This is a genomic window from Microbacterium sp. AG157 (assembly GCF_003385695.1).
GTDB classification, from domain to species: domain Bacteria; phylum Actinomycetota; class Actinomycetes; order Actinomycetales; family Microbacteriaceae; genus Microbacterium; species Microbacterium testaceum.
Window position 1 is genome coordinate 1,090,834 of the sequence record NZ_QRDK01000001.1, and the last position, 20,903, is coordinate 1,111,736.

Annotated in this window: 19 protein-coding genes; 11 read left to right on the top strand and 8 right to left on the bottom strand. The window is 69.9% G+C overall.

What is annotated here, in order from left to right:
* The first annotated feature begins 49 nt into the window (after positions 1-49).
* From DEU35_RS05220 to DEU35_RS17010, 3 genes are all read left to right on the top strand, one after another.
* On the top strand, positions 50-1,387 hold the full coding sequence (locus DEU35_RS05220; protein ID WP_116238782.1) for a uracil-xanthine permease family protein: 1,338 nt from the start codon (positions 50-52) through the stop codon (positions 1,385-1,387).
* Between the two features lie 151 nt (positions 1,388-1,538).
* The gene (nhaA, locus tag DEU35_RS05225; RefSeq protein WP_116238783.1) at positions 1,539-2,873 is read left to right on the top strand and encodes a Na+/H+ antiporter NhaA; all 1,335 of its coding nucleotides are present in this window, start codon (positions 1,539-1,541) and stop codon (positions 2,871-2,873) included.
* A 99-nt stretch (positions 2,874-2,972) separates the two neighbouring features.
* A complete protein-coding gene (locus tag DEU35_RS17010) occupies positions 2,973-3,131 on the top strand; it encodes a hypothetical protein (protein ID WP_181904572.1) in 159 nt (52 codons plus the stop codon).
* A gap of 86 nt (positions 3,132-3,217) precedes the next feature.
* Here the strand turns inward: DEU35_RS17010 and DEU35_RS05230 are convergent, their stop codons facing one another.
* From DEU35_RS05230 to DEU35_RS05240, 3 genes are all read right to left on the bottom strand, one after another.
* Entirely contained in the window at positions 3,218-3,763 is a 546-nt protein-coding gene (locus DEU35_RS05230; protein ID WP_116238784.1) for a hypothetical protein, read from the bottom strand.
* Between the two features lie 270 nt (positions 3,764-4,033).
* A complete protein-coding gene (locus DEU35_RS05235; protein ID WP_181904574.1) occupies positions 4,034-6,598 on the bottom strand; it encodes a bifunctional lysylphosphatidylglycerol flippase/synthetase MprF in 2,565 nt (854 codons plus the stop codon).
* A gap of 97 nt (positions 6,599-6,695) precedes the next feature.
* On the bottom strand, positions 6,696-7,904 hold the full coding sequence (locus DEU35_RS05240) for a cation:proton antiporter (protein ID WP_258873331.1): 1,209 nt from the start codon (positions 7,902-7,904) through the stop codon (positions 6,696-6,698).
* Positions 7,905-8,058: 154 nt separating this feature from the next.
* Here DEU35_RS05240 and DEU35_RS05245 point away from each other — a divergent pair, with 154 nt between their 5' ends.
* Positions 8,059-8,733 carry a response regulator transcription factor gene (locus DEU35_RS05245; RefSeq protein WP_103206963.1) on the top strand — a complete coding sequence of 225 codons (675 nt, stop codon included), beginning with the start codon at positions 8,059-8,061 and terminating at the stop codon, positions 8,731-8,733.
* Entirely contained in the window at positions 8,730-9,815 is a 1,086-nt protein-coding gene (locus tag DEU35_RS05250) for a sensor histidine kinase (protein WP_116238787.1), read from the top strand. Before DEU35_RS05245 ends, DEU35_RS05250 begins: the two co-directional genes overlap by 4 nt.
* Before the next feature lie 6 nt (positions 9,816-9,821).
* Here DEU35_RS05250 and DEU35_RS05255 read toward each other — a convergent pair whose 3' ends face one another.
* The 5 genes from DEU35_RS05255 to DEU35_RS05275 all read right to left on the bottom strand — a co-directional run bounded on the left by DEU35_RS05255 (position 9,822) and on the right by DEU35_RS05275 (position 15,914).
* Positions 9,822-10,835 carry a LacI family DNA-binding transcriptional regulator gene (locus DEU35_RS05255; protein ID WP_103206965.1) on the bottom strand — a complete coding sequence of 338 codons (1,014 nt, stop codon included), beginning with the start codon at positions 10,833-10,835 and terminating at the stop codon, positions 9,822-9,824.
* 217 nt (positions 10,836-11,052) lie between these two features.
* On the bottom strand, positions 11,053-12,507 hold the full coding sequence (locus tag DEU35_RS05260; protein WP_116238788.1) for a glycoside hydrolase family 1 protein: 1,455 nt from the start codon (positions 12,505-12,507) through the stop codon (positions 11,053-11,055).
* Positions 12,508-12,536: 29 nt separating this feature from the next.
* Positions 12,537-13,442 (bottom strand): carbohydrate ABC transporter permease, encoded by a 906-nt coding sequence (locus DEU35_RS05265; protein WP_116238789.1) that lies wholly within the window; start codon positions 13,440-13,442, stop codon positions 12,537-12,539.
* Positions 13,439-14,560: a carbohydrate ABC transporter permease gene (locus DEU35_RS05270; RefSeq protein ID WP_181904575.1), complete on the bottom strand. Its 1,122-nt coding sequence runs from the start codon at positions 14,558-14,560 to the stop codon at positions 13,439-13,441. Before DEU35_RS05270 ends, DEU35_RS05265 begins: the two co-directional genes overlap by 4 nt.
* 79 nt (positions 14,561-14,639) lie before the next feature.
* Complete coding sequence (locus DEU35_RS05275) at positions 14,640-15,914, bottom strand: ABC transporter substrate-binding protein (protein ID WP_103206968.1); 1,275 nt, start codon at positions 15,912-15,914, stop codon at positions 14,640-14,642.
* A gap of 234 nt (positions 15,915-16,148) precedes the next feature.
* On the opposite strand from DEU35_RS05275, the gene purS reads away from it, so the two are divergent.
* From purS to DEU35_RS05305, 6 genes are all read left to right on the top strand, one after another.
* Positions 16,149-16,397 (top strand): phosphoribosylformylglycinamidine synthase subunit PurS, encoded by a 249-nt coding sequence (gene purS / locus DEU35_RS05280; protein ID WP_056225673.1) that lies wholly within the window; start codon positions 16,149-16,151, stop codon positions 16,395-16,397.
* Positions 16,394-17,101, top strand: a complete 708-nt coding sequence (gene purQ / locus DEU35_RS05285) for a phosphoribosylformylglycinamidine synthase subunit PurQ (protein WP_103206969.1) — start codon at positions 16,394-16,396, stop codon at positions 17,099-17,101. The genes purS and purQ overlap by 4 nt, the downstream gene beginning before the upstream one ends.
* Before the next feature lie 87 nt (positions 17,102-17,188).
* A complete protein-coding gene (locus DEU35_RS17395; RefSeq protein WP_116238790.1) occupies positions 17,189-17,893 on the top strand; it encodes a GntR family transcriptional regulator in 705 nt (234 codons plus the stop codon).
* A 101-nt stretch (positions 17,894-17,994) separates the two neighbouring features.
* On the top strand, positions 17,995-18,489 hold the full coding sequence (locus tag DEU35_RS05295) for an ureidoglycolate lyase (protein WP_103206971.1): 495 nt from the start codon (positions 17,995-17,997) through the stop codon (positions 18,487-18,489).
* Positions 18,486-19,964, top strand: coding sequence for an FAD-dependent oxidoreductase (locus tag DEU35_RS05300; RefSeq protein ID WP_116238791.1), 1,479 nt, complete (start codon positions 18,486-18,488; stop codon positions 19,962-19,964). Before DEU35_RS05295 ends, DEU35_RS05300 begins: the two co-directional genes overlap by 4 nt.
* The gene (locus DEU35_RS05305) at positions 19,961-20,890 is read left to right on the top strand and encodes a 2-hydroxyacid dehydrogenase (RefSeq protein WP_258873333.1); all 930 of its coding nucleotides are present in this window, start codon (positions 19,961-19,963) and stop codon (positions 20,888-20,890) included. The genes DEU35_RS05300 and DEU35_RS05305 overlap by 4 nt, the downstream gene beginning before the upstream one ends.
* Positions 20,891-20,903 lie beyond the last annotated feature (13 nt).

Here is a 20,903-nt window from a genome sequence, read left to right on the forward strand (position 1 = left end):
CTCAGCGACAGCGTGTGATCTCGGCATCCACCCCCACCTGAGGAGACACATGTTCCGCTGGAAGCTGCACGGCAACGGACGCACCGTCGAACCCGGGGCCGTCGTCGCCCCCGGCGAACGCTTGAACTGGGGCGCCACGATCGCGATCGGGCTCCAGCACGTGATCGCGATGTTCGGCGCGACCTTCCTCGTGCCGGTGCTCACCGGGTTCCCGGTGTCGACGACGCTGCTGTTCTCGGGTGTCGGCACGCTGCTGTTCCTGCTCGTCACGAAGAACCGCCTCCCCAGCTATCTGGGCTCGTCGTTCGCGTTCATCGCGCCGATCACGGCCGCGACGACCACCGCGGGCACCGGCTCGGCGCTGGCGGGCATCGTGGCCGTCGGCGTGCTGCTCGCCGTGATCGGCTTCATCGTGCAGTTCGTCGGGCTCGGCTGGGTCGACACGGTCATGCCGCCGGTGGTCGCCGGGGCGATCGTGGCACTGATCGGCTTCAATCTCGCACCGGTCGCCTGGTCGAACTTCAAGGTGCAGCCCCTGCCCGGCACGATCACGCTCGTCGCCGTCATCGTGTTCAGTGTGCTGTTCCGCGGCTTCCTCGGGCGGATCTCGATCTTCCTCGGCGTCATCGTGGGCTACGTTGCCACGGTGCTCATCCAGGCCGGCACGGGTGAGAAGCTGATCGATTTCGACGCCGTCGCGGCGGCTCCCTGGGCGGGCCTGCCGACCTTCCAGATCGCCGACTTCACGACCCCCGCGACCTGGTCGGTGATCGCCATGTTCCTTCCCGTGGTGCTCGTGCTCGTGGCCGAGAACGTCGGCCACGTGCGCGGTGTGGCGGCGATGACGGATGCCACCGCCAACCGCTCAACCGGCCGCGCCCTCATCGCCGACGGTGTCGCCACCACCCTCGCCGGCACCTTCGGCGGTTCGGGAACCACCACCTACGGCGAGAACATCGGCGTCATGGCCGCGACCCGCGTCTACTCGACCGCCGTCTACTGGGTCGCCGGTCTCACCGCGATCGTGCTGAGCCTGTCTCCCAAGATCGGCGCCGTGTTCAACACGATCCCGGCGGGCGTCCTGGGCGGGGTCACCACCGCTCTCTACGGCCTGATCGGCATCATCGGCATCAAGATCTGGGTCGACAACCGCGTCGACTTCTCGCGCCCGGTGAACCAGTACACCGGCGCCGTGGCCCTGGTGCTCGCGATCGCCGGCTTCACCATGCAGTGGGGTGACTTCCAGCTCGGCCCGATCGTGCTGGGTTCCGTCGCGGCGCTGGTGATCTATCACCTCGGCAACGCCATCGCCCGGGCGCGCAAGACCGGCGCCGACGACGGCGGACCGATTCCCGCGATGGGCCCGCTGGGCGGCGACCCGAGCTGACGCGCGGCGAGCCGCCGCGCGCTGAAGGGTCGGCCTGACGCGCTCGGGCGACCGGCCGTTCGTCGGTCGCCCGGGGTCGAGCCGTCTAAACTGGGAGAGGCGTGTCGGGAAGTCTGGTCGACGATCTGTCGATCGACCCCTGAGGACCCCCATGACGAAGAACGACACCACCCGTGCGCCGCACTGGCCCGGGTACGCCGAAGTCCACCGCGTCACGACGCTGCTCCGCCGCGAATCGGTCGGCGGCATGCTGCTGGTGGTCGCCGCGATCATCGCGATCATCTGGGCGAACTCCCCCGCTTCCGAGGCGTATTTCGCGCTGCGCGACTTCCGCTTCGGCTACGAGCCGTGGCATCTCGACCTGAGCCTGGGGACGTGGGCGGCCGACGGCCTGCTCGCGGTGTTCTTCTTCATGGTCGGCCTCGAGCTCAAGCGCGAGATCGTCAGCGGCAGCCTGCGCCGCTTCGGCACCGCGATCGTCCCGGTCACGGCGGCGTTCGCGGGCGTCGCCGTTCCGGCCCTCATCTACGTCGCGATCGTGCACACGCAGCCCAGCCTGCTGGCCGGGTGGGCGATCCCCACCGCGACCGACATCGCGTTCGCCGTCGCCGTGCTGGCCCTCGTCGGCTCGCACCTGCCCGGGCCCCTGCGCATCTTCCTGCTGACCCTCGCGGTCGTCGACGACCTCATCGCGATCGCGATCATCGCGATCTTCTACACCAGCGACATCTCGTTGCTGCCCCTGGCCGTGTTCGCGGTGCTCGTCGCGATCTACGGTGCGATCGCGCACCGGGCGCGAGCCTGGTTCTCGCGCCACGCGTGGGGCGCGTGGATCGTGCTGCTGCCGATCGGCTTCGCCGCGTGGGCCCTCCTGCACGCGTCGGGCGTGCACGCCACGATCGCCGGGGTCGCCCTCGCCTTCACCATCCCCGTGGCCGCCTCGCGCCGTCAGCCCGAGCACCACGGCATGGACCTCGCCGAACAGTTCGAGCACCGCTTCCGGCCGCTGTCGAGCGGCATCGCGGTGCCGATCTTCGCGTTCTTCGCCGCGGGTGTCGCCGTCGGCGGGGGCGAGGGCATCATGCGGGCGCTCACCGACCCCGTGACCATCGGCGTCGTCGCCGGTCTCGTTCTCGGTAAGCCGATCGGCATCCTGCTCGGCGTGCGCATCCTGACCCTCGTGACGAAGGTGCGGCTCGACCCGGCGCTGAAATGGATCGACCTCGCCGGGGTCGGCCTGCTCGCCGGCATCGGGTTCACCGTGTCGCTGTTGATCGCCGAGCTGAGCTTCCCCGAGGGCTCCCCACACACCGACGACGCGAAGATCGCGATCATGGCAGCCTCGCTCCTGGCATCCGTCCTCGCCTCCGCCGTGCTGCTGGTGCGTAACCGCCGCTACAAGCAGCTCGCGCAGGACGAAGAGGTGGATGCCGATGGCGACGACGTCCCCGACGTGTACCAGCGGCCGCAGACCGAAGCCCGCTGAGCGGAGCGCGCACCGGACGACGTCACGAGAACAGGCTTCGCGACCGGAACAGGACGATTTCCGCCGGAACGGCCTGTCCTCGTGACATCTCCTGTTCTCGTGACCGGCGACGTGGCCCTCACGCGACATGGGGTCGCAGCCCTATCGGCGCTCTACCCGATCTCGTGGCAGACGAACGTGCACGTCGGGAGCATGGACGTCACCGACCAGCACTTCACCGCCCACCGCGGCCGCGTGCGTCCGTGCGCGGTTGCATAACTGCGCGACGCGATCGAGGCGAGCGCCCGAGCTCAGGGCATCGCCCGACACCGCCGAGTGGGCGTGGCCGACGTCGACGGAGCCGGTCAGCCCAGGCCCATGCTCGCGAGGACGTTCGTGTGCGTCCGGGTGAACGCGTGCACCTCCGCATCGCCGTAGCTCTCGTCCGAGGTGGCAGAGAACTCGTCGCTACGCACTCGTTCACCGAAGAGCGACTCGACAGCGGTCGAAAGCTCAGCGCTGACCAGGCCTCCGTACTCGTTCTTCCGATACCCGGAGACCACGGCGACATCCACGCGCTGCCTCTCCGCGACCGGAACCACGGCGATCAGCGTCTCGCGCAGCACCTCCTCGGGCACCCATCGGTCGGGATCATCGACGTTGACGGGCTCGACCCGCACCGCGACGTAGAGATTGCACGGGCCCTCGCAGTTCTCGCTCGCGGACTCGGCCACCAGGTGCCAGCGGTCACCACCGGCACCGCTGTCGTCGAGCGCCGCCTGAATCGGGGAGATCGCGTTCTCGATGTCCCTCTCGCTCGAGCCGAAGGGGTCGTCGAACGGGGATCGCCCGTCGACGAGGGGAATCATGAAGCAGCCCGACAGGATGACGGCGATCGTCACGGCGAGCACTGCGGCGAACGCCCCTTTGATCGGCGCGCGCCCTCCGGCCGGTATCAATGCTCTCCGCACGGTGAGTCCCCCTTCCGAGAAGCGGCGGCACCCCCGCGCCGCCCGCTCATTCCGCCCTCAATGTATCGCCGCTCGCGCGTCGCCTCACCCCCGACGTGACCCCGCGGCGCGGCGTCACGAGAACAGGCCGCGCGCCGAGAACAGGGCGATTCACGAGATGACAGCATGTTCTCGCGGCATCCCGCTGCTCTTGTGACGAGGGAGAACGCGTCAACGCGAAGCGGCCTCGCGCGGCCGCCGCAGCTGCGCGGCGAGCGTGGCGGCCGAGCGCAGGGTGAGGCCGGGGATGTAGCAGCGGACCAGGGCGATCGCGATGGCGGGGATCTGCGTGGCATCCGGGTAGATCATCCACAGGGGGGCGAAGTCAGGCTGGAACTTCTTCTTGAAGTTCGCGAGCGACCGGAAGCCGTACGCGGGCTCGAGGAGCGCACTGATGACATCGAGGCCGCGGTCCAGGGCACCGCGGTCGACGTCGTCACCGGTGGAGTGCCGCGCGAGGGGCGAGCCCGACAGACTCATCACGGTCATCTCGTCGTCGCGGAGTCGCTCCACGGCCTGACCGATGAGGAACTCCATGACCCCGGGCATCGCGTCGTCCCGTCGCCGCATGACGTCGAGGGCGTACCCCGCGATCGCGCCGTCGCGGTGGATGGGGATCCAGCTCGTGAACGCCATGATGCGACCCGATCCGTCGCGGGCGACGAGCAGGCGCACCTCGGGGTCGTCGAGCTCGTCGGTCGAACCGAGGGTGAAGCCCATCTCGGGAATGGTCTTGTCCGACACCCAGGCCTCGGAGATGTCGCGGATCTGGCCGCGATCGAAGAACGACAGCTCGCTCCACGTGGCCCAGCGCGAGGTCAGCCCCTCGCGCTGTGCCCGGTTGGTGGCCGTTCGTACGTCTTGCCGCTTCTTGCCGGCGGGAGTCCACGAGCGCGGGTCGAGGAACGCCTCCTCGGCGACCTGCAGCGACGACCAGCCCAGCGGGGCGAGCCGCTCGCGCTCGGCGTCGTCGACGCTGTAGAAGACCGGCGTCCATCCCTGCTCCTCGCAGAACGCGGCGAATTCCGCGCCGACGGAAGCGTTGTCCCGGTCGGGACCGAAGGCACCGCCGAGCGTCACCGCGAACCCGCCGCGCACGCGGTAGGCGATCGCGGCCTCCGCGTCGGCAGCGAACCAGTAGACGTTGCCCTCCCAGAGAGTCATGTGCCCCAGGGTGTCGCCGGAGCCCGCCGAGAGCAGCGCCCGCGCGCGCTCGTGATCGGGTGCGGCTGCGGCGGCACCCGAGCGCGAGATGAAGCGGGCGGTGGCGGCGACGACGGTCAACCAGAACAGCAGCGGGGGCAGGTACCACGCGGCTTGCGCGGCGCCGGTCATCGGGACGAACACCAGCGCTTCGGGCGGCAGCAGCGAGGGCGGCACGAGGCGCAGCGGCAGCGTGGCGAGCACGGTGGTCACGTTCGGCCACGGACGGAATTCGGCGGACGTCATCAGGATGCCGACGAGCGCCAGCGTCAGTGAGCCCACCGCCGCGACCGCGACCGTGCACACGTAGGCTCGGCGCACCCCGGGCGTCGACCGGATCTGCGCGGCACTGCGGAAGCGCACGAGCAGGACGGCGACCGCCAGGGGAAGAGCCGCACCGACGACCATGCCCACGATCGTCTGCCACACGTCGGCGACGGCGTACGCGGCACGGACGGTCGCGAGCTGCTCGAGCGTGTCGGTCTCGCTCAGCAGGAGCAGGATGCTCATCGCCACGAACGTGAGCGCGTTCACCCCCACGGCGAGGTGCAGGGCCCCGCGTCGCCCGCGCAGAATCCCCCACGCAGCGATCAGCAGCACGAGTTGCGGGAGGGCCGCGATCCACCCCGACGCGGGCTGAAGCTCGGCGTAGACCGACGCGAGCGGCGGGCACGGCGCGTTCGTCGAACCGATCGCGCAGACGACGCCGTCGGCGACGTTCAGCGGGTCGTAGGACAACCAGCTGTACACCGACAGCACCCCGGCCCCCGAGCCCCACAGGGTGGCGACGACCGGCCCGATCGCGGTGATCGCGGTGATCGCGGCGAGCAGCACACGCTTTTCATGCAGGGAACTACGGGGGATCCCGACGGCCCGCGTTCCGCCGAGCACGAGGCCGGCCGCCATCCCGACGGGCAGGGCGATGAGCGTGTAGAGGTCGGACGCCGAGGCGGCGTAGAGGAACATCGTCACCGCGAGGACGACGCCGCCGATGCGGATGCGACGGCGCCACAGCGGCGAGGCGAAGCAGCTCGCGGCGATAGCGACGCACAGCAGAGCCGCGATGGGCGGCGCCCCCGTGTCGGGGGTGACGTTCAGCGAGACCTCGGGGATGACGTTGTCCTCGAACAGGCCGATGCCCTCGCCGATCGCGCAGACGACGAGACCGCCGCCCACGAACGCCGCGAGCAGACGTCGCGTGCCCAAGAGTCCCTCCGCCAGACCGCACGTCACCAGCGTCAGCAGCACCGTGACTGCGAGCACGAGCGGGTCGTCGACCCGTACCAGGGCGAGCAGCATGTCGCGCAGGTCGAACAGACCGGCCTCGAACGTGCTCTGCGTCGCGATCGTGATGGAGCTGACCACGAGGATCGCCAGCGTCACCCCGAGCGTGCCGGTACGACGGCGCACGAGCCCCGGGATGTCCCACCGCGGAGCGCGACGCTTCGGCTGCGGCGCCGGCGTCACCTCAGTCGCCGCCTGCACCGTGTCCATCACCGCGACCATCGGTCCTCCCCGAGCGTGCGTGCTCATGCCGACCACCGGCATCCCGTCCATGTTCGCGAGAGACCTCCGCACGGCGCATCAGCCGGTCGGCCCCGTCCACGGGCCGATCGGGTGGTTCGACCGGTCACGCAGCGGTCACTCGCGCGGGCCAGAACCGGCGCACCAGCAGCGGCCCCGCGATGCCGTGCAGCACGACGCTGCCGAGCACGACCATGCAGGTCGCCGCCAGCACGAGGAACCCCTCCTCCCCCGGCAGGGCGTTCGCGGCGATGAGACCGAAGACGATGGATGCCGCGCCCCGGGGTCCCATCGCGGCGACGAAGAACCGTTCCTTGCGGGTCGTCTCGGTGCCGATCAGGGCGAGAAGAACGGGGAGGAACCGCCCCACCGTCAGGGCCACGAGAGCGAGGACGATCGCAGGCCACCAGTCGTAGGTCTCGCTGAGCAGCACGATCGAGGCGAAGCCGAAGGCCAGCCACAGCAGCAGATTGAGCAGCCACGAGAGATCGTCGAGCAGGGAGATCTCGACGGAGGGGATGCCGCTCGCGCCGCGCACGAGACGCACGGCGACGCCCGCGACGAACACGGCGACGAACCCGTTGCCCTGCAGGGCGACCGCGAGACCGAACACGATGAGCGGCGTCGCGACGAAGGCGATGCGCATGCTCTGCGCCTCGGTCCATCCCCGCCCGTCGGCGAAGCGCATCGCTCCCCCGATCGCAGCCCCGGTGGCAGCGCCGACCAGGATCGCGATGAGCCCCGCGGGGGCGGCCACCGCGAACGCCCGTCCGGCGTCGCTCGTCGTCCCCGCCGAGGCGAAGGCGATCGCGCCGAGCAGGAGCGGCGAGACCAGGCCGTCGTTGTACCCGCTCTCGACGTTGAGCCACCGCCGCACCCGTGCGGGGACGCGGTCGTCGCGCACGATCGAGGTCTCGGGCGAGAAGTCGGCGGGCACCGAGATGCAGGCGATCGCGAGGATCACCGCGACCGACAACCCCAACGGCAGGATCAGACCGACCGCCAGCACGAGGATCAGCGACAGCGGCAGGCCGATCCCGAGCAGCCGCGCCGGCACCCCGGTGAAGTGCGAGCCGAACGAGCCCCGCACCTCCAGCGCATCGACGAAGAGCAGGTACGCCAGCACGATCTCCGCGAAGAAGAGCGTGGCCTTGGACTCGAGGAACAGCTCGCCCTGCACGGGCAGCAGTGCGCCGCCGAGCAGACCGAGCGCGGTCATCACGATCGGCCCGTTGACCGTGACCTTGCGGAACACGCGGCTCCACAGCGCCCAGACGAGCAGGGAGAGGCCGACGATGAGCAGGGGAACGGACACGGTGGGAGCTCCTGGATCGAGAACGGGACGGGAGCCAGTCTGTTCGACGGGCATGCCCCGACCCCGGGGCTGAACGGGTACCGATCGCGTCCGGTCGGGTAGATCGGCGTCGCCCCCCTGCCTCGACGGCGCCCGGAGTCCCTAGCCTGGTCGCATGGCATCCTTCGCCTCCCCGATCATCCGTGTCGCCGTCATCGACGACGAAGCGCTCATCCGCTCCGGCTTCTCGCACATCCTGAGCGCCGCCGACGACATCGAGGTCGTGGCGACCGCCGACGGGGTCCAGGCGATGGAGGTGCTCGCCGAGGCGCGCCCCGACGTGGTGCTCCTCGATATCCGGATGCCGGGACGCAACGGCCTCGAGGTGCTGCGCGACATCCGCCGGGCGGGGTGGGACATGACGGTGGCGATCCTGACGACCTTCGACTCCGACGATCACATCGCGTCGGCCCTCGATGCGGGCGCAGCGGGATTCCTCGTGAAAGACACCGACCCGCGTCAGCTGCCCCAGCTCGTGCGCACCCTCCACGGCGGCGGGGTGGTGTTCTCACCCACCGTCAGCCGCGCGGTGGTGGCCGGGTACCTGCGCCCGGAGCCTGCGGCCGACACCGATCTGGTGGACGCGCTCAGCTCGCGCGAGCGCGAGATCCTCGTGCAGCTGGGGCGAGGACTTTCGAACATCCAGATCGGTGCCGCGATGTTCCTGAGCCCGGCCACCGTGAAGGCGCACATCAGTACGATCCTCGGCAAGCTCGGCGTCGAGGGGCGCGTGCAGGCGGCCCTCGTCGCGGAGCGCGCGGGGCTGCTGCGCGACCAGGACGCGCGATGAAGCGCCGCGATGTGCTGATCGATCTGGGGCTCGTCGCGGTCGCCGCGCTCGACGGCGTGCTGGGGTTGTACACGACCGACCTGCTCGAACTGGTGCTGACGCTCGTCGGGGCCGCGGGCCTGCTGCTGCGCCGGAGGATCCCCCTGCTGTCGCTCGCGCTGGCGCTTCCTGCTCTGTTCCTCACCGGCGGGCCGATCGCCTCGGTGATCGCCCTGTACACCGTCGCGAGCGCGGCGACAGGGATGGTCTGGCTCGTCGTCGCGACCGCCGTCACCTTCCTGGGCCTCGGTCTGTCGTGGGACACCTTCACCTCGGTCAACGACCACGTGCTCGCCATCGTCTACGCGACGATGACCTCGGGAGGTGCGGTGGCGCTCGGCCGCCTCCGGCGCAATCAGAGCAGGCTGTCGGCGAGCCTCGACGAACTGCGCCTCGCCCGCGCCGACGAGAACCGCCGCGTCGCGCGCGAGGCCGTCGCGGCGGAGCGCGCCCACCTCGCGCGGGAGATGCACGACGTCGTCTCCCACCAGGTGAGCCTCATCACCGTGCAGGCGGGAGCTCTGATGGTCCGCGCCGACGATCCCGAGGTCGTCGAGACGGCCGACACGATCCGCACCCTCGCCTCCACGACTCTCGCCGAGCTGCGCCAGATGCTCCTCGTCCTCCGCGCCGACGGACCGGAAGCCGCACCCCTCGGCCCGCAGCCGACCCTGCGACACCTCGACGAGATCCTGCACCCGGCAGACCTCGAGGTCGATGCCCGCATCGACCTGCGCGAGGGGCTCCCGCCCGCGACCCAGCGCGCGGTCTACCGCACGATCCAGGAGGGGCTCACGAACGTGCGCAAGCACGCCCCCGGATCGCACGTCACCGTGACCGCGACGAGCACCGACACCGGCGGCGTGCAGGTGATCCTGCGCAACGCCGCCTCCCCGGCCCCGCGCCCCGATCCCGCACCGACGGCGCGCCTCGGTCACCTCGGACTCTCGGAACGCGCACACATGCTCGGCGGATCGTTCCGCGCCGGCCCTCTCGCCGACGGCGGCTACGAGATCGACCTGCGGCTGCCGGCCGGTCCCTGACCAGCCTCACGCCGAGTCGCGCTCCACGACCTCGATCGGCAGGATCGTCGCGTGGGCGGCGGGACGCCCGGCGAGGATGTCGAGAAGAACGGATGCCATGTGCCGGCCCTGCGTCAGCGACGGTTGCCGGACCGTCGTCAGCGACGGCGTGAGGGCGGTGGACACCGCCGAGTCGTCGAAGCCCATGACGGCGACGTCGCGCCCCGGCTCGAGGCCCTTGTCGCGGAGCACCGTATAGACGCCGCGGGCCATGAGGTCGCTCGCAACGAAGACGGCCTCGGGGGTGACCCCGCTCGAGAGGATGCGGTTCATCGCGAGAGCGCCGCCCATCTCGGTGAAGTCCCCGTTCTCGACGGCCGCGGGCTCCAGCCCCGCCTCGGCCATGGCGTTGCGGAAGCCGTGAAGGCGGTCGATGCCCGCGGGCATGTCGGACGGCCCCGACACCGTGGCGACGCGTCGGTGACCTCGGGCGAGCAGGTAGGCGGTGGCGACGCGGCCGCCCTCGACGTTGTCGACGTCGACGTAGTAGTCGTCCGCGCGGACGCGTGCGGGTCGTCCGCCGTAGACCACGGGCACGACATCAGCGACCCGATCGAGAAAGGTGTCGCTCGTGTGGTGCGAGGCGACGATCGCCCCGTCGACGCTCCCGCCTCGGAGGTATCCGAGCGCCTTGGCGCTCGCGTCGTCGCTCGCGATGAGCATGTTCATGATGTAGTCGGACTCGCCGATGACCTCGCCGATGCCCGCGACGATCGAGGCGAAGAACGGGTCGCCGAAGAAGCGATCGGTCTGTTCGGGGATCACCAGGGCGATCGCTCGGGTCTGACGACTGGCGAGAGAGCGTGCCGCGCGGTTGGGGACGTACTGCAACTCGTCGATGGCGCGGCGCACGGCCTCGAGGGCGGAGGGCGAGACGGCGGTGGAGCCGTTGACGACGCGGGACACCGTCGATCGCGAGACTCCGGCACGCGCCGCGACCTCTTCGATCGTGGCGGCACCCCGAACGGATGTGAGATCCATCGCTCCCCTCCTTCGGGACGGCGGCATCGCACCGCGCTTCGGGTGGCCAGGCGCGTTGTGCGCTGTTGCGAGCGTACTGCGGGGAGGGCGCCGACCGCATCGGCATCCGGATCAGATCCCCGCGACGTCCGCCCGTCGACGGCCCCCGCACCCCACCCTCACCGGACGACGAAGGCCCGACCGCACATCGCATGCGATCGGGCCTTCGCTGTCGACCTCAGTGGGCGACGACCGGCTCCAGCGCGCGATCCGCGATGACCCGGGCGTACGCGAGCCCCGAGTCCTTGATCGTGCGTTCCTGCGTGGCGTAGTCGACGTAGACGATGCCGAAGCGCTTCTCGTAGCCCCAGGCCCACTCGAAGTTGTCCATCAGCGACCAGTAGAAATAGCCGCGCACATCGACGCCCTTGTCGACGGCATCCAGGACCGCTCCGAGGTGCGCTTCGACGAACTCCACGCGTTCGCCGTCGTGCACGCGCGACTCATCGCCGACGGTGCTCAGTTCGTCGTCGTACGAGGCGCCGTTCTCGGTGACGTAGAGGGCGACCTCGGCCTCAGCCGAGTAGTCCTCGCTGACGCGCTCGAGCAGACGCGTGAGCCCCTCGGGCTGCACCTCCCAGTGCATGTTCGTCCGGCGCAGGCCACGGTCGTGCCAGTACAGGTTCTCGTGCGCGGGGAACGGTTTGCCGACGGGCCGCACCGTGGGGGCGTCACCCGCGGGAGGCTCGATCTCGGGCGGCGTGCCGCCGACGAACTCGCCGTGGTAGTAGTTCACGCCCAGGGAGTCGATCGGCGTCGAGATGATGTCGAGGTCGCCGGGCCGCACGGCCTCCTGCCAGCGGGACACGGCCTCGGCATCCGTCTCGCGGAAGTCCGCGATGATGTCGGCCGGGTACTCGCCGCGGAACACCGGGTCGAGGAACCACCGGTTGAACTGCCCGTCGACGCGGCGCGCGGCGTCGAGATCGGCGGGGTTCGTCGGGTCGACGGCATCCGCCACCGTGAGGTTGAGCGTGAGCCCGAGGTTCAGCGAGGAATCGCGCGCACGGAGCTCGCGAACGGTCTGACCGTGTCCCAGCAGCAGGTGGTGTGCGGCGAGCATGCCCTCGGCCTGGGAGTAGTGCCCGGGTGCGTGGATGCCCGCGGTGTAGCTGAGGAACGACGAGCACCACGGCTCGTTGAGCGTGGTCCACACGTTCACGCGGTCGCCGAGCGCGTCGTGCATGTCGAGCGCGTACTCGGTGAACTTCTCGCTCGTCGAGCGCACGGTCCAGCCGCCGGTGTCCTGCAGCGCCTGCGGGAGGTCCCAGTGATACAGGGTGAGCCAGGGCAGGATGCCGGCATCCAGCAGCTCGTCGACGAGGCGCTTGTAGAAGTCGACGCCCTTCGCGTTGAGGGCACCGCCGTCGGGGCGGACGCGCGACCACGACGTCGAGAAGCGGTAGGTCTGCAGCCCGAGCTTCTTCATGAGGTGCACGTCGTCGGCATAGCGGTGGTAGTGGTCGCACGCGACATCGCCGTTGTCGGCGTTGATCACGGCGTCGGGCACGCGGCTGAACGCGTCCCAGATCGAGGCCGTGCGACCGTCTTCGAAGGCCGCCCCCTCGATCTGATAGGCCGCGGTGGCGGCACCGAAGAGGAAGCCGTCGGGGAACGAGCGGGTGTGGGACATGGTTCGGGTTCCTTCCGTGGGCGCGAGGGTCATCCCTTGACCGCCCCTTGCATGATGCCACTGACCAGCTGCTTGCCCGCGAAGACGAACAGCAGCAGCAGCGGGATCGTCGACAGCAGCACGCCCGCGAGGACGATCGAGTAGTCGACGAAGTAGTTGGACTGCAGGAGCGACAGGGCCACCGGCAGCGTAGGGTTCTGACGATCGAGCACGATGAACGGCCAGAAGAAGTTGTTCCACGCACTCACGAAGGTGAACAGACCGAGCATCGCGGCGGCGGGGCGGGCGGCGGGAACGCCCACGGTGAGGAACGTGCGGAACGAGCTCGCACCGTCGACGCGCGCGGCTTCGATCAGCTCGTCCGGCACGGACTGCCGCAGGTACTGCGTCATCCAGAAGACACCGAAGGCGCTCGTCAGAGCCGGGATGATGATGGCACCGAGCTGCCCCGTCCACCCGAGCTCGCTGAAGAGGATGTACAGCGGCACGACGCCCAGCTGCGTCGGCACGGCCATCGTCGCCACGACGAAGACGAGCAGCCAGGGACCGCCGCGGAACCTCAGCTTCGCGAACGCCCAGCCCGCGAGGGTCGAGAAGAAGACGACGGATGCCGCGATCAAGCCGGAACTGATGATCGAGTTCACGAGCGCCGGCCAGAAGTTGACCGCGGGGTCGCCGATGACGGACGCCGCATTGGCGAAGAAGTTGCCGCCGGGGATCCATGACCGGTTGGCGTTGCGGATGGTCGAGGAGTCGCCCGAACCGATCAGCAGCGACCAGTAGAAGGGGAACAGGCTCGCCAGCAGCACCGCGCCGAGGGCGGCGTAGACGACCCAGCCGGGGCGGGAGCCGCGTACGGGGCCCGAGCGGCGGCGGACGGGACCGGGTACGTCGGGCTCGACGACCGGGAGGGGGGTGGCGCCTACGGCGGTCATCGGCTGGTCTCCTGTCGTGCGGCGCCGCCTCGGGGCGCGTCGGTGTCCCGCGCGGTCGCCGGGGTCTCGGCATCCGCCCTCAGTCGAGCCTTCGCCGCTCGCGCCTGCGCGCGGGCATCTCGGCGAAAGCGCGCGTTGCCGCGGCCACCGTCGTCGCGCACGAGCGAGCGCGTGATGAAAAGGTTGATCGCGCCGATGGCGAGGATGAGCAGGAAGAGGATCCACGCGAGTGCCGCGGCGCGGCCGAAGTTCCACTCGCCCCAGCCGACGTTGTACAACCAGAGGGTCACGGTGAGCCACTGGTTGTCTGCGCCGCCCGTGCCGTACTGGTCGTACATGCGCGGCTCGTCGAAGATCTGCAGACCCCCGATCGTGGCGGTGATGATCACGAAGACGAGGGTCGGTTTGAGGCTCGGCAGCGTGATCGAGAAGAACTGGCGGATCTTGCCGGCGCCGTCGACGGTCGCGGCCTCGTAGTACTCGCGCGGGATGGCCTGCATCGCCGCGAGCAGGATGAGGGTGTTGTAGCCGGTCCAGCGGAAGTTGACCATCGTCGCGATCGCGATGTGGCTCGCGAAGGCGTCGGAGTGCCACGGCACAGCCGGGATGCCGAGGTTCTGCAGGGTGGTGTTCACGACGCCGTACTGGTCGCCGAACATGTTGCTGAAGATGAGGGCGACGGCGACGGGGGCCATCACGTAGGGCACCAGCACGCTCATGCGCCAGAACGTCTTGGCGCGGATGTTCTGGTCGAGCATGGCGGCGATGAAGATCGCGAGGATGAGCTGCGGGACGCTCGAGAGCAGGAAGATGCTGAAGGTGTTGCGCAGGGCGATCCAGAACTTGGGCTGCGAGAGCACCCACGCGTACTGGTCGAAGCCGATGAACTCGCCCGAGTTGCGAACGAGATCCCAGTCCATGAACGAGATCACCGCCGTGTAGGCGATGGGGAACAGACCCGTGATCGCGAACAGGATGAAGAACGGCGAGATGTAGAGGTACGGCGAGAGCTTCAGGTCCCACGCGCTGCGGCGCCGACCGAAGCCGAGGCGCCGCGGCTGGCGCTCCCCGACCCGGGGCTGCGCCGGCCGCGTGGGCCGTTCGAGTGTGCTGGTCACGATGATGTCTCCTCCTCGAGACGAGCGGGACGGATGCCGGGGCCCGCGGAACAGAGCCCCGGCATCCGTTCGCTGCGGGTCAGGACAGGGCGTCGACCTCGGTCGCCCACTGCTTCCAGGAGGTCGCGGCGTCCTGCGTTCCGTCTTCCACTCGCGTGAGCGCCTTCTGCATGGCGTCGTTGATCTGGAAGTAGAACGTCCCCTTGTAGGGCGAGACCTTCACGGCCTGCGCGCGCTCGGAGAGCATCTCGCCCACGGGGGCGTTGTTGAAGTACGCGTTCGTGTTGCTGAGCAGCGCGTCCGCCTTGAGGGCATCGGTCTGGCTCGGGAAGGTGCCCGCGTTCTCGAACGCCGTGACCTGGGTCTCGGGGTCGGTCAGCCAGTCGGCGAGCTCCTGAGCGGCCTCGACGTTCTTGCCGTTGCCGGGCACGGTCAGGTACGAGCCGCCCCAGTTGCCGGCGCCGCCGGGGAAGACGTTGGCGATGTCCCACCCCTTCACCTCGGGGGCGTTGCCCTCGATGACGCCGAGCATCCAGCCCGGGCAGAGCATCGTGGCGAAGGCGCCGTTCGAGAGCCCCGCGAACCAGTCGTCCGACCACTGGCCGAGGTGCGCCGACTGCGTGGCGCTGGCCTTCAGCACCTGGTCGTAGATCTTCTTGACGTCGGGGTTGCTCGTGGCGGTGATCTCGCCGTTGTCGGGGTTCTCGTACGCGGCCTCGACCTGGTTGATCGCTCCTTGGTAGGTGCCGCCGGCGGAGTCGAAGAAGGCCTTGCCGGTCGCGGCGACGTAGGTGTCGCCCGCGGCGAAATAGGTCGACCAGTCGCCCTGGAGCATCGTGGCGACCTCGGCCCGGTCGGTGGGAAGACCCGCCGCGGCGAAGAGGTCGGAGCGGTAGCAGACGCCCTCGGGCCCGATGTCGGTGCCGTAGCCGACGAGCTTGCCCTCCGGGCTGGTGGCGGCCTCGACCTTGTAGTCGAGCCAGCGGCTCTTAAGGTCGTCGGGCACGGGGGCCAGCAGGTCGGCGTACTCCATGACCTCGGGCAGCCAGTCGACCTCGATGGCTTCGATGTCGGCGAGGCCGGTCTTGCCCAGCTTCTGGAAGTAGTTCTCGCGGGCCTCGTTGCTGGTCGCGGCCTTGTTGTGCACGATCTTCACGTTCGGGTGGGCGTCCATGTACTCCTGCAGGAGCGCGTCGGTGTACCCGAAGTCGTTGAAGGTGGCGACGGTGAGGGTCACCTCGCCGTCGCCGCCCGAGGCGGAGCCCCCGGCACCGGAGCAGCCGGCGAGGACGAGGGCGGAAGTCGATGCGACGGCGGCGACAAGAGCCACCCGGCGCAGGGCACGAGTTTTCACAGATCACTCCTTTGTGGTGGGTGCTGACCGGCGCTCTGGGAGGCTCCCTGCGACATCGCGTGGGAGCGCTCTCACCGATCGGGGACGACGCTATGGGATCGCTCCCATGCGGTCAAGAGGACGCTGTGAGATCGTTATGAAGTCCTGCTCGCTCGGCCCGGTCGGCCGTAGCGGGCGCCGTCGACGGCTCGCGTAGACTGGCCTTCACAACGCCACCCGACTCTTGGAGCTGCAGTGCCCACCATCGTCGTCGACGTCATGCCCAAGGCCGAGCTCCTCGACCCGCAGGGAAAGGCCGTCGCCGGCGCCCTGTCGCGTCTGGGCGAGCACCGCTTCTCGGACGTGCGCATCGGCAAGCGTTTCGAACTCACCGTCGAGGGCGAGGTCGACGAGGCCACGCTCGCGCGAGCCCGTGAGCTCGCCGACGAGATGCTCTCGAACGCCGTCATCGAAGACGTCGTGAACATCGAGGTCGTCGAGTGACCGCTCGCATCGGGGTCATCACGTTCCCCGGCTCCCTCGACGACCGCGACGCGCAGCGCGCGATCCGCCTCGCGGGCGGTGAGCCCGTCGCCCTGTGGCACGGCGAGCACGATCTGAAGGGCGTCGACGCCCTCGTCCTGCCCGGTGGCTTCAGCTACGGCGACTACCTGCGCGCCGGAGCGATCGCCGCGTTCGCGCCGATCATGGCCGAGGTCAAAGACGCGGCCGGCAAGGGCATGCCCGTGCTCGGCATCTGCAACGGCTTCCAGATGCTGGTCGAGGCGCACCTGCTGCCCGGCGGTCTGATCCGCAACGCCCACCAGCAATTCATCCGCCGTGACCAGCGCCTGCGCGTCGAGAACGCCTCGACCGCCTGGACCAGCGACTTCGCCGAGGGCGACGAGATCGTCATCCCGCTGAAGAACGCCGACGGCGGATACATCGCGGATGCCGAGACCCTGGCGCGCGTGAACGGCGAGGGCCTCGTGACCTTCCGGTACGTCGGAGTCAACCCCAACGGCTCGCTCGACGACATCGCCGGCCTGACCAACGAGCGCGGCAACGTCGTGGGCCTCATGCCGCACCCCGAGCACGCGGTCGAGCCGGGCTTCGGCCCGGGCACCGCGGCGGCGATGCGCTCGGGCGTCGACGGTCTGGGCTTCTTCACGTCGGCCATCGCCGCCGTCGTGGGCGCCGCCGCCTGACCCCGCCCGCGGTTTCGTTCGGACCGTTCGCGACTCCCCTGCCCCACCGGGGCGATCGTCCCGGTATCCATCGGGGAAGATGAGTCCGTGCGCGTACCCGATCCCGATCCGATCATCGAGGGCATCCTTGCCCTGTGGAGCAGCGAGGCAGCGGCGCTGCCCTCCGAGCCGCGCCTCGCCGAGATGCTCGGCGCGAGCCGCAACTCGGTGCGCGAAGCGCTGGTGCGCCTCGAAGAGCGCGGATACGTGCACCGCACGCAGGGCGCGCGAACCACTCCGAACCGTCGCCTCGCGGGGGTGGGCCGACGGATCGACCAGCAGTTCGACCACTCCCTCTCGATCCGCTCCGCCGGTTATGAGCCGTCGCTCGAGCTCGTGTCGTCCGATCGCCTCGAGCTGACCCCCGGCTCGCACCGCTTCGACGACCTGCCCGACGGCACCCCGGTCCTGCGCACCGTGAAGATGTGGCGCGCCGACAGAGCGCCCTACGCCCTGGCGGAAGACCTCGTCCCCCTGCAGCGCGACGCCACGCTCGACGCGCACCGCCCCGTCTTCGATCTCGCCGAAGCCGCCAACGGCGTACGAGTCGCGTGGGAGACCGTGTGGATGGAGGCGATCGGGCTGGATGCCGAGAGGTCACGGCTTCTGTCGAGCTCGCCGGGCACGCCGGTCATCGAGATGACCTACTGCGGATACGGTGCCGACGACGCGATCGGGTACTGGTCGCGAGAGGTGCAGCTGCCCGCGCCGGAGGGACTGCGCAACGCCCTGATCCGCCGGGTGCGGTCGTGAGCGTTTCGCGGGCGTAACAGCGCGGTGAACATGTCGGACAAGTTGAATCGTTGCTTGTTGGACAAGTGTACGGTCGGATCAGCCGACGAAAGCGAGCCGCCATGTCCGACACCCTCACCGTCCACCGCCTCACCGCCGAAACCGTGACCCCCGCGTCGTTCGACCCCTTCGGCGTCGTCCTGACGCCGATGGAGGACGGCACTCCTTTCACCGCGGAGGAAGCCGTGCTCGACGTGTCGAACGGCATCCCGCGCTTCTACCTCATGCACCTCGACGACAAGACGCCGGAGTTCGTGCGCGTGACCCGCCACCTCGAGACCACGCAGACGCTCATGGCCGTCGGAGACGTCGAGTGGACGATCGCCGTCGCCGCCCCCGGTATCGAGGCCCCGGCGCTCGACGATCTCCGCGCCTTCCGCATCCCGCCGCGAACGGCCATCACGATGCGCAAGGGCACCTGGCACGCGGGCCCCTTCTTCGCCGAGCCGAGCATGGACTTCGTCAACCTCGAGCTCGACGACACCAACGTCACCGACCACCACAACCACCGCTTCGACGACACCCTCGGCGTTCGCGTCGTGATCGACGGGGAGTGAGCGTGCTCACCCCGCTCCCCGATTCCGACGCCCGCCTCGCGGCCCTCGAACGCGAGGCCGCGCACCAGAGCGCCCTCAGCGCGGGCGACGGACGCTCGTGGGTCGGTGCGCGGGACGGCATCCGTCCCGTGGTGATCGTGGGCGCGGGGCAAGCCGGACTCGTTCTGGCCCGCGGCCTCCGACGCCGTGGGATCGACGACGTCGTGGTGATCGACGCCGCCCCCGCCGATGCGGCGGGCCCCTGGACCACCTACGCGCGCATGCACACGCTGCGCACTCCGAAAGACATCGCATGGCCCACCTGGGGCACTCCCGCCGTGAGCCCGCGGGCCTGGTTCGAGGCCGTGTACGGCATCGACGCGTGGGAGGCGATCGAGTACTTCCCCACGATTGCGTGGCAGGGCTTCCTGCGGTGGTACCGAGAAGTCTCCGCCCTGACGGTGGTGCCCTCCACCCGCGTGCGGTCGCTCGCACCGACCACGGCGGACGGTCCGATCCAGATGCACCTCGACGGGCCCGACGGCGAGTGGATGCTGCCCGCGCAGCACGTCGTGCTCGCCACGGGCATCGAGGGGGCCGGTGGTCGACACATCCCCGCCCTCCTGCGCGACCTTCCCGCCGAGCGCGTACACCACACGCACGACGCCATCGACTTCGAGGTGCTCGCGGGGCTGCGCATCGGCATCCTGGGCGCGGGCACGGGAGCGTTCGACAACGCCGCGACCGCTCTCGAGCACGGAGCGGCGAGTGTCGACGTGCACATGCGTCGACCGGCGATGCCGCAGGTGAGCCCCTACCGCTGGATGGAGTTCGCCGGCCTCATCGAGAACTACGGCTCGTTCACCGACCAGCAGAAGTGGGCCTTCAACGTGCACCTGTCGGCGGTCGACCAACCGGCCACGCAGAACGCCCTCTGGCGCGCCCACGCCTTCGACTCCTTCCGCTTCCTCACCTCGTCGCCGTGGCAGAGCGTGGAGTGGACGGGCAGCGAGATCGCCGTGACGACGCCGCACGGCATCCATCACTACGACGTCGTGCTGGCGGCGACCGGGATCGTCTCAGAGCTCGCGCGGCGCCCCGAGCTGGCGAACGTCGCCGCGGATGCCGTCCTGTGGAGCGACCGGCTCGACCCCGCGTCCACGGCGCAGAACCCCGGTCTCGCGGCATTCCCGTATCTCGACGACGACTTCGGTCTCGTCAGCCGGAGCACGCCGGAGGCCTCGGCCCTCTCTCGGATCCACATGTTCAACCACGGCGCACGCCTGAGCCAGGGGATGCTCAGCCACCAGATCCCCGGCCTCGTCGGCGGGGCCACGAAGCTCGCCGCCGCCCTGTCGCGGCGGTTGTTCGAGCGCGACGCCGACGCCCTGCTGCGCGAATATCTCGCGTACGACGTGCCGGTCGGTGTGCACATCGGGCGCCGGGCGCAACCTCCCACGCCCACCGAGACGGCGGGGGTAGCGTCTCTGCGGTGACGACCTCGACCCCCCTCCTCGTGTCCGTGCCCACCGACGAACTCCGCGCCGACCTGAACGAGCTGCCCGACGGCGTCGAGGTGGTGGTGTGGGACATGACGGGACCGGCACCGCACGACCGTTTCGACATGGTCGTGCCCCCGTACATGTCGATGGACAACGTCATCGAGCGCCTCTCCGAGATCGAGGTCGGACTCGTCCAGGGCCAGTCGATCGGGTATGACAACGTCGAGGGGCGCCTGCCCGAGGGGATCGTGTTCGCGAACGCTTCGAGCGTGCACGAGACGGCCACCTCCGAGCTCGCCGTCGCCCTGGCGTTGGCGGCCCAGCGACGGCTGCCCGAGGTCGTGCGCGCGCAGGACCGCGGCGAGTGGACCGGCGGCGGTGCTCCCGGCCTGGCCGACGCTCGGGTGACCCTGCTCGGCTTCGGCGGGGTCGGTCGTGCGATCGCCGCACGCCTGAAGCCCTTCGAGGTGGAGCTGCGCGCCGTCGCCTCGCACGGTCGTCTGCAAGACGAGGTCGAGGTGTTCCCCCTCGGCAAGCTGTACGAGGTGCTCGCCGAGACCGACATCGTCATCGCGTCCCTCCCGGGCGGTGACGCGACCCGCCACGTCATCGACGACCGCGCCCTCTCGGCCCTGCCCGACGGAGCGCTCGTCGTGAACGTCGGCCGCGGCCCGCTCATCGACACCGATGCCCTCGTCGATCACGTCCGCCGCGGCCGGATCCGCGCCGCCCTCGACGTCACCGACCCCGAACCTCTCCCCCAGGGCCACCCGCTGTGGAGCCTCGACGGCGTGCTCATCGCGCCGCACGTCGGAGGGACGACGGATGCCATGCGCCCCCGCATCGCACGCTTGGTGCGTCAGCAGATCGAACGCCTGCACCGCGGCGAGGAGCCGCTGAATGTGGTGATCGGGGGCTGACCGCCTCCCTCGT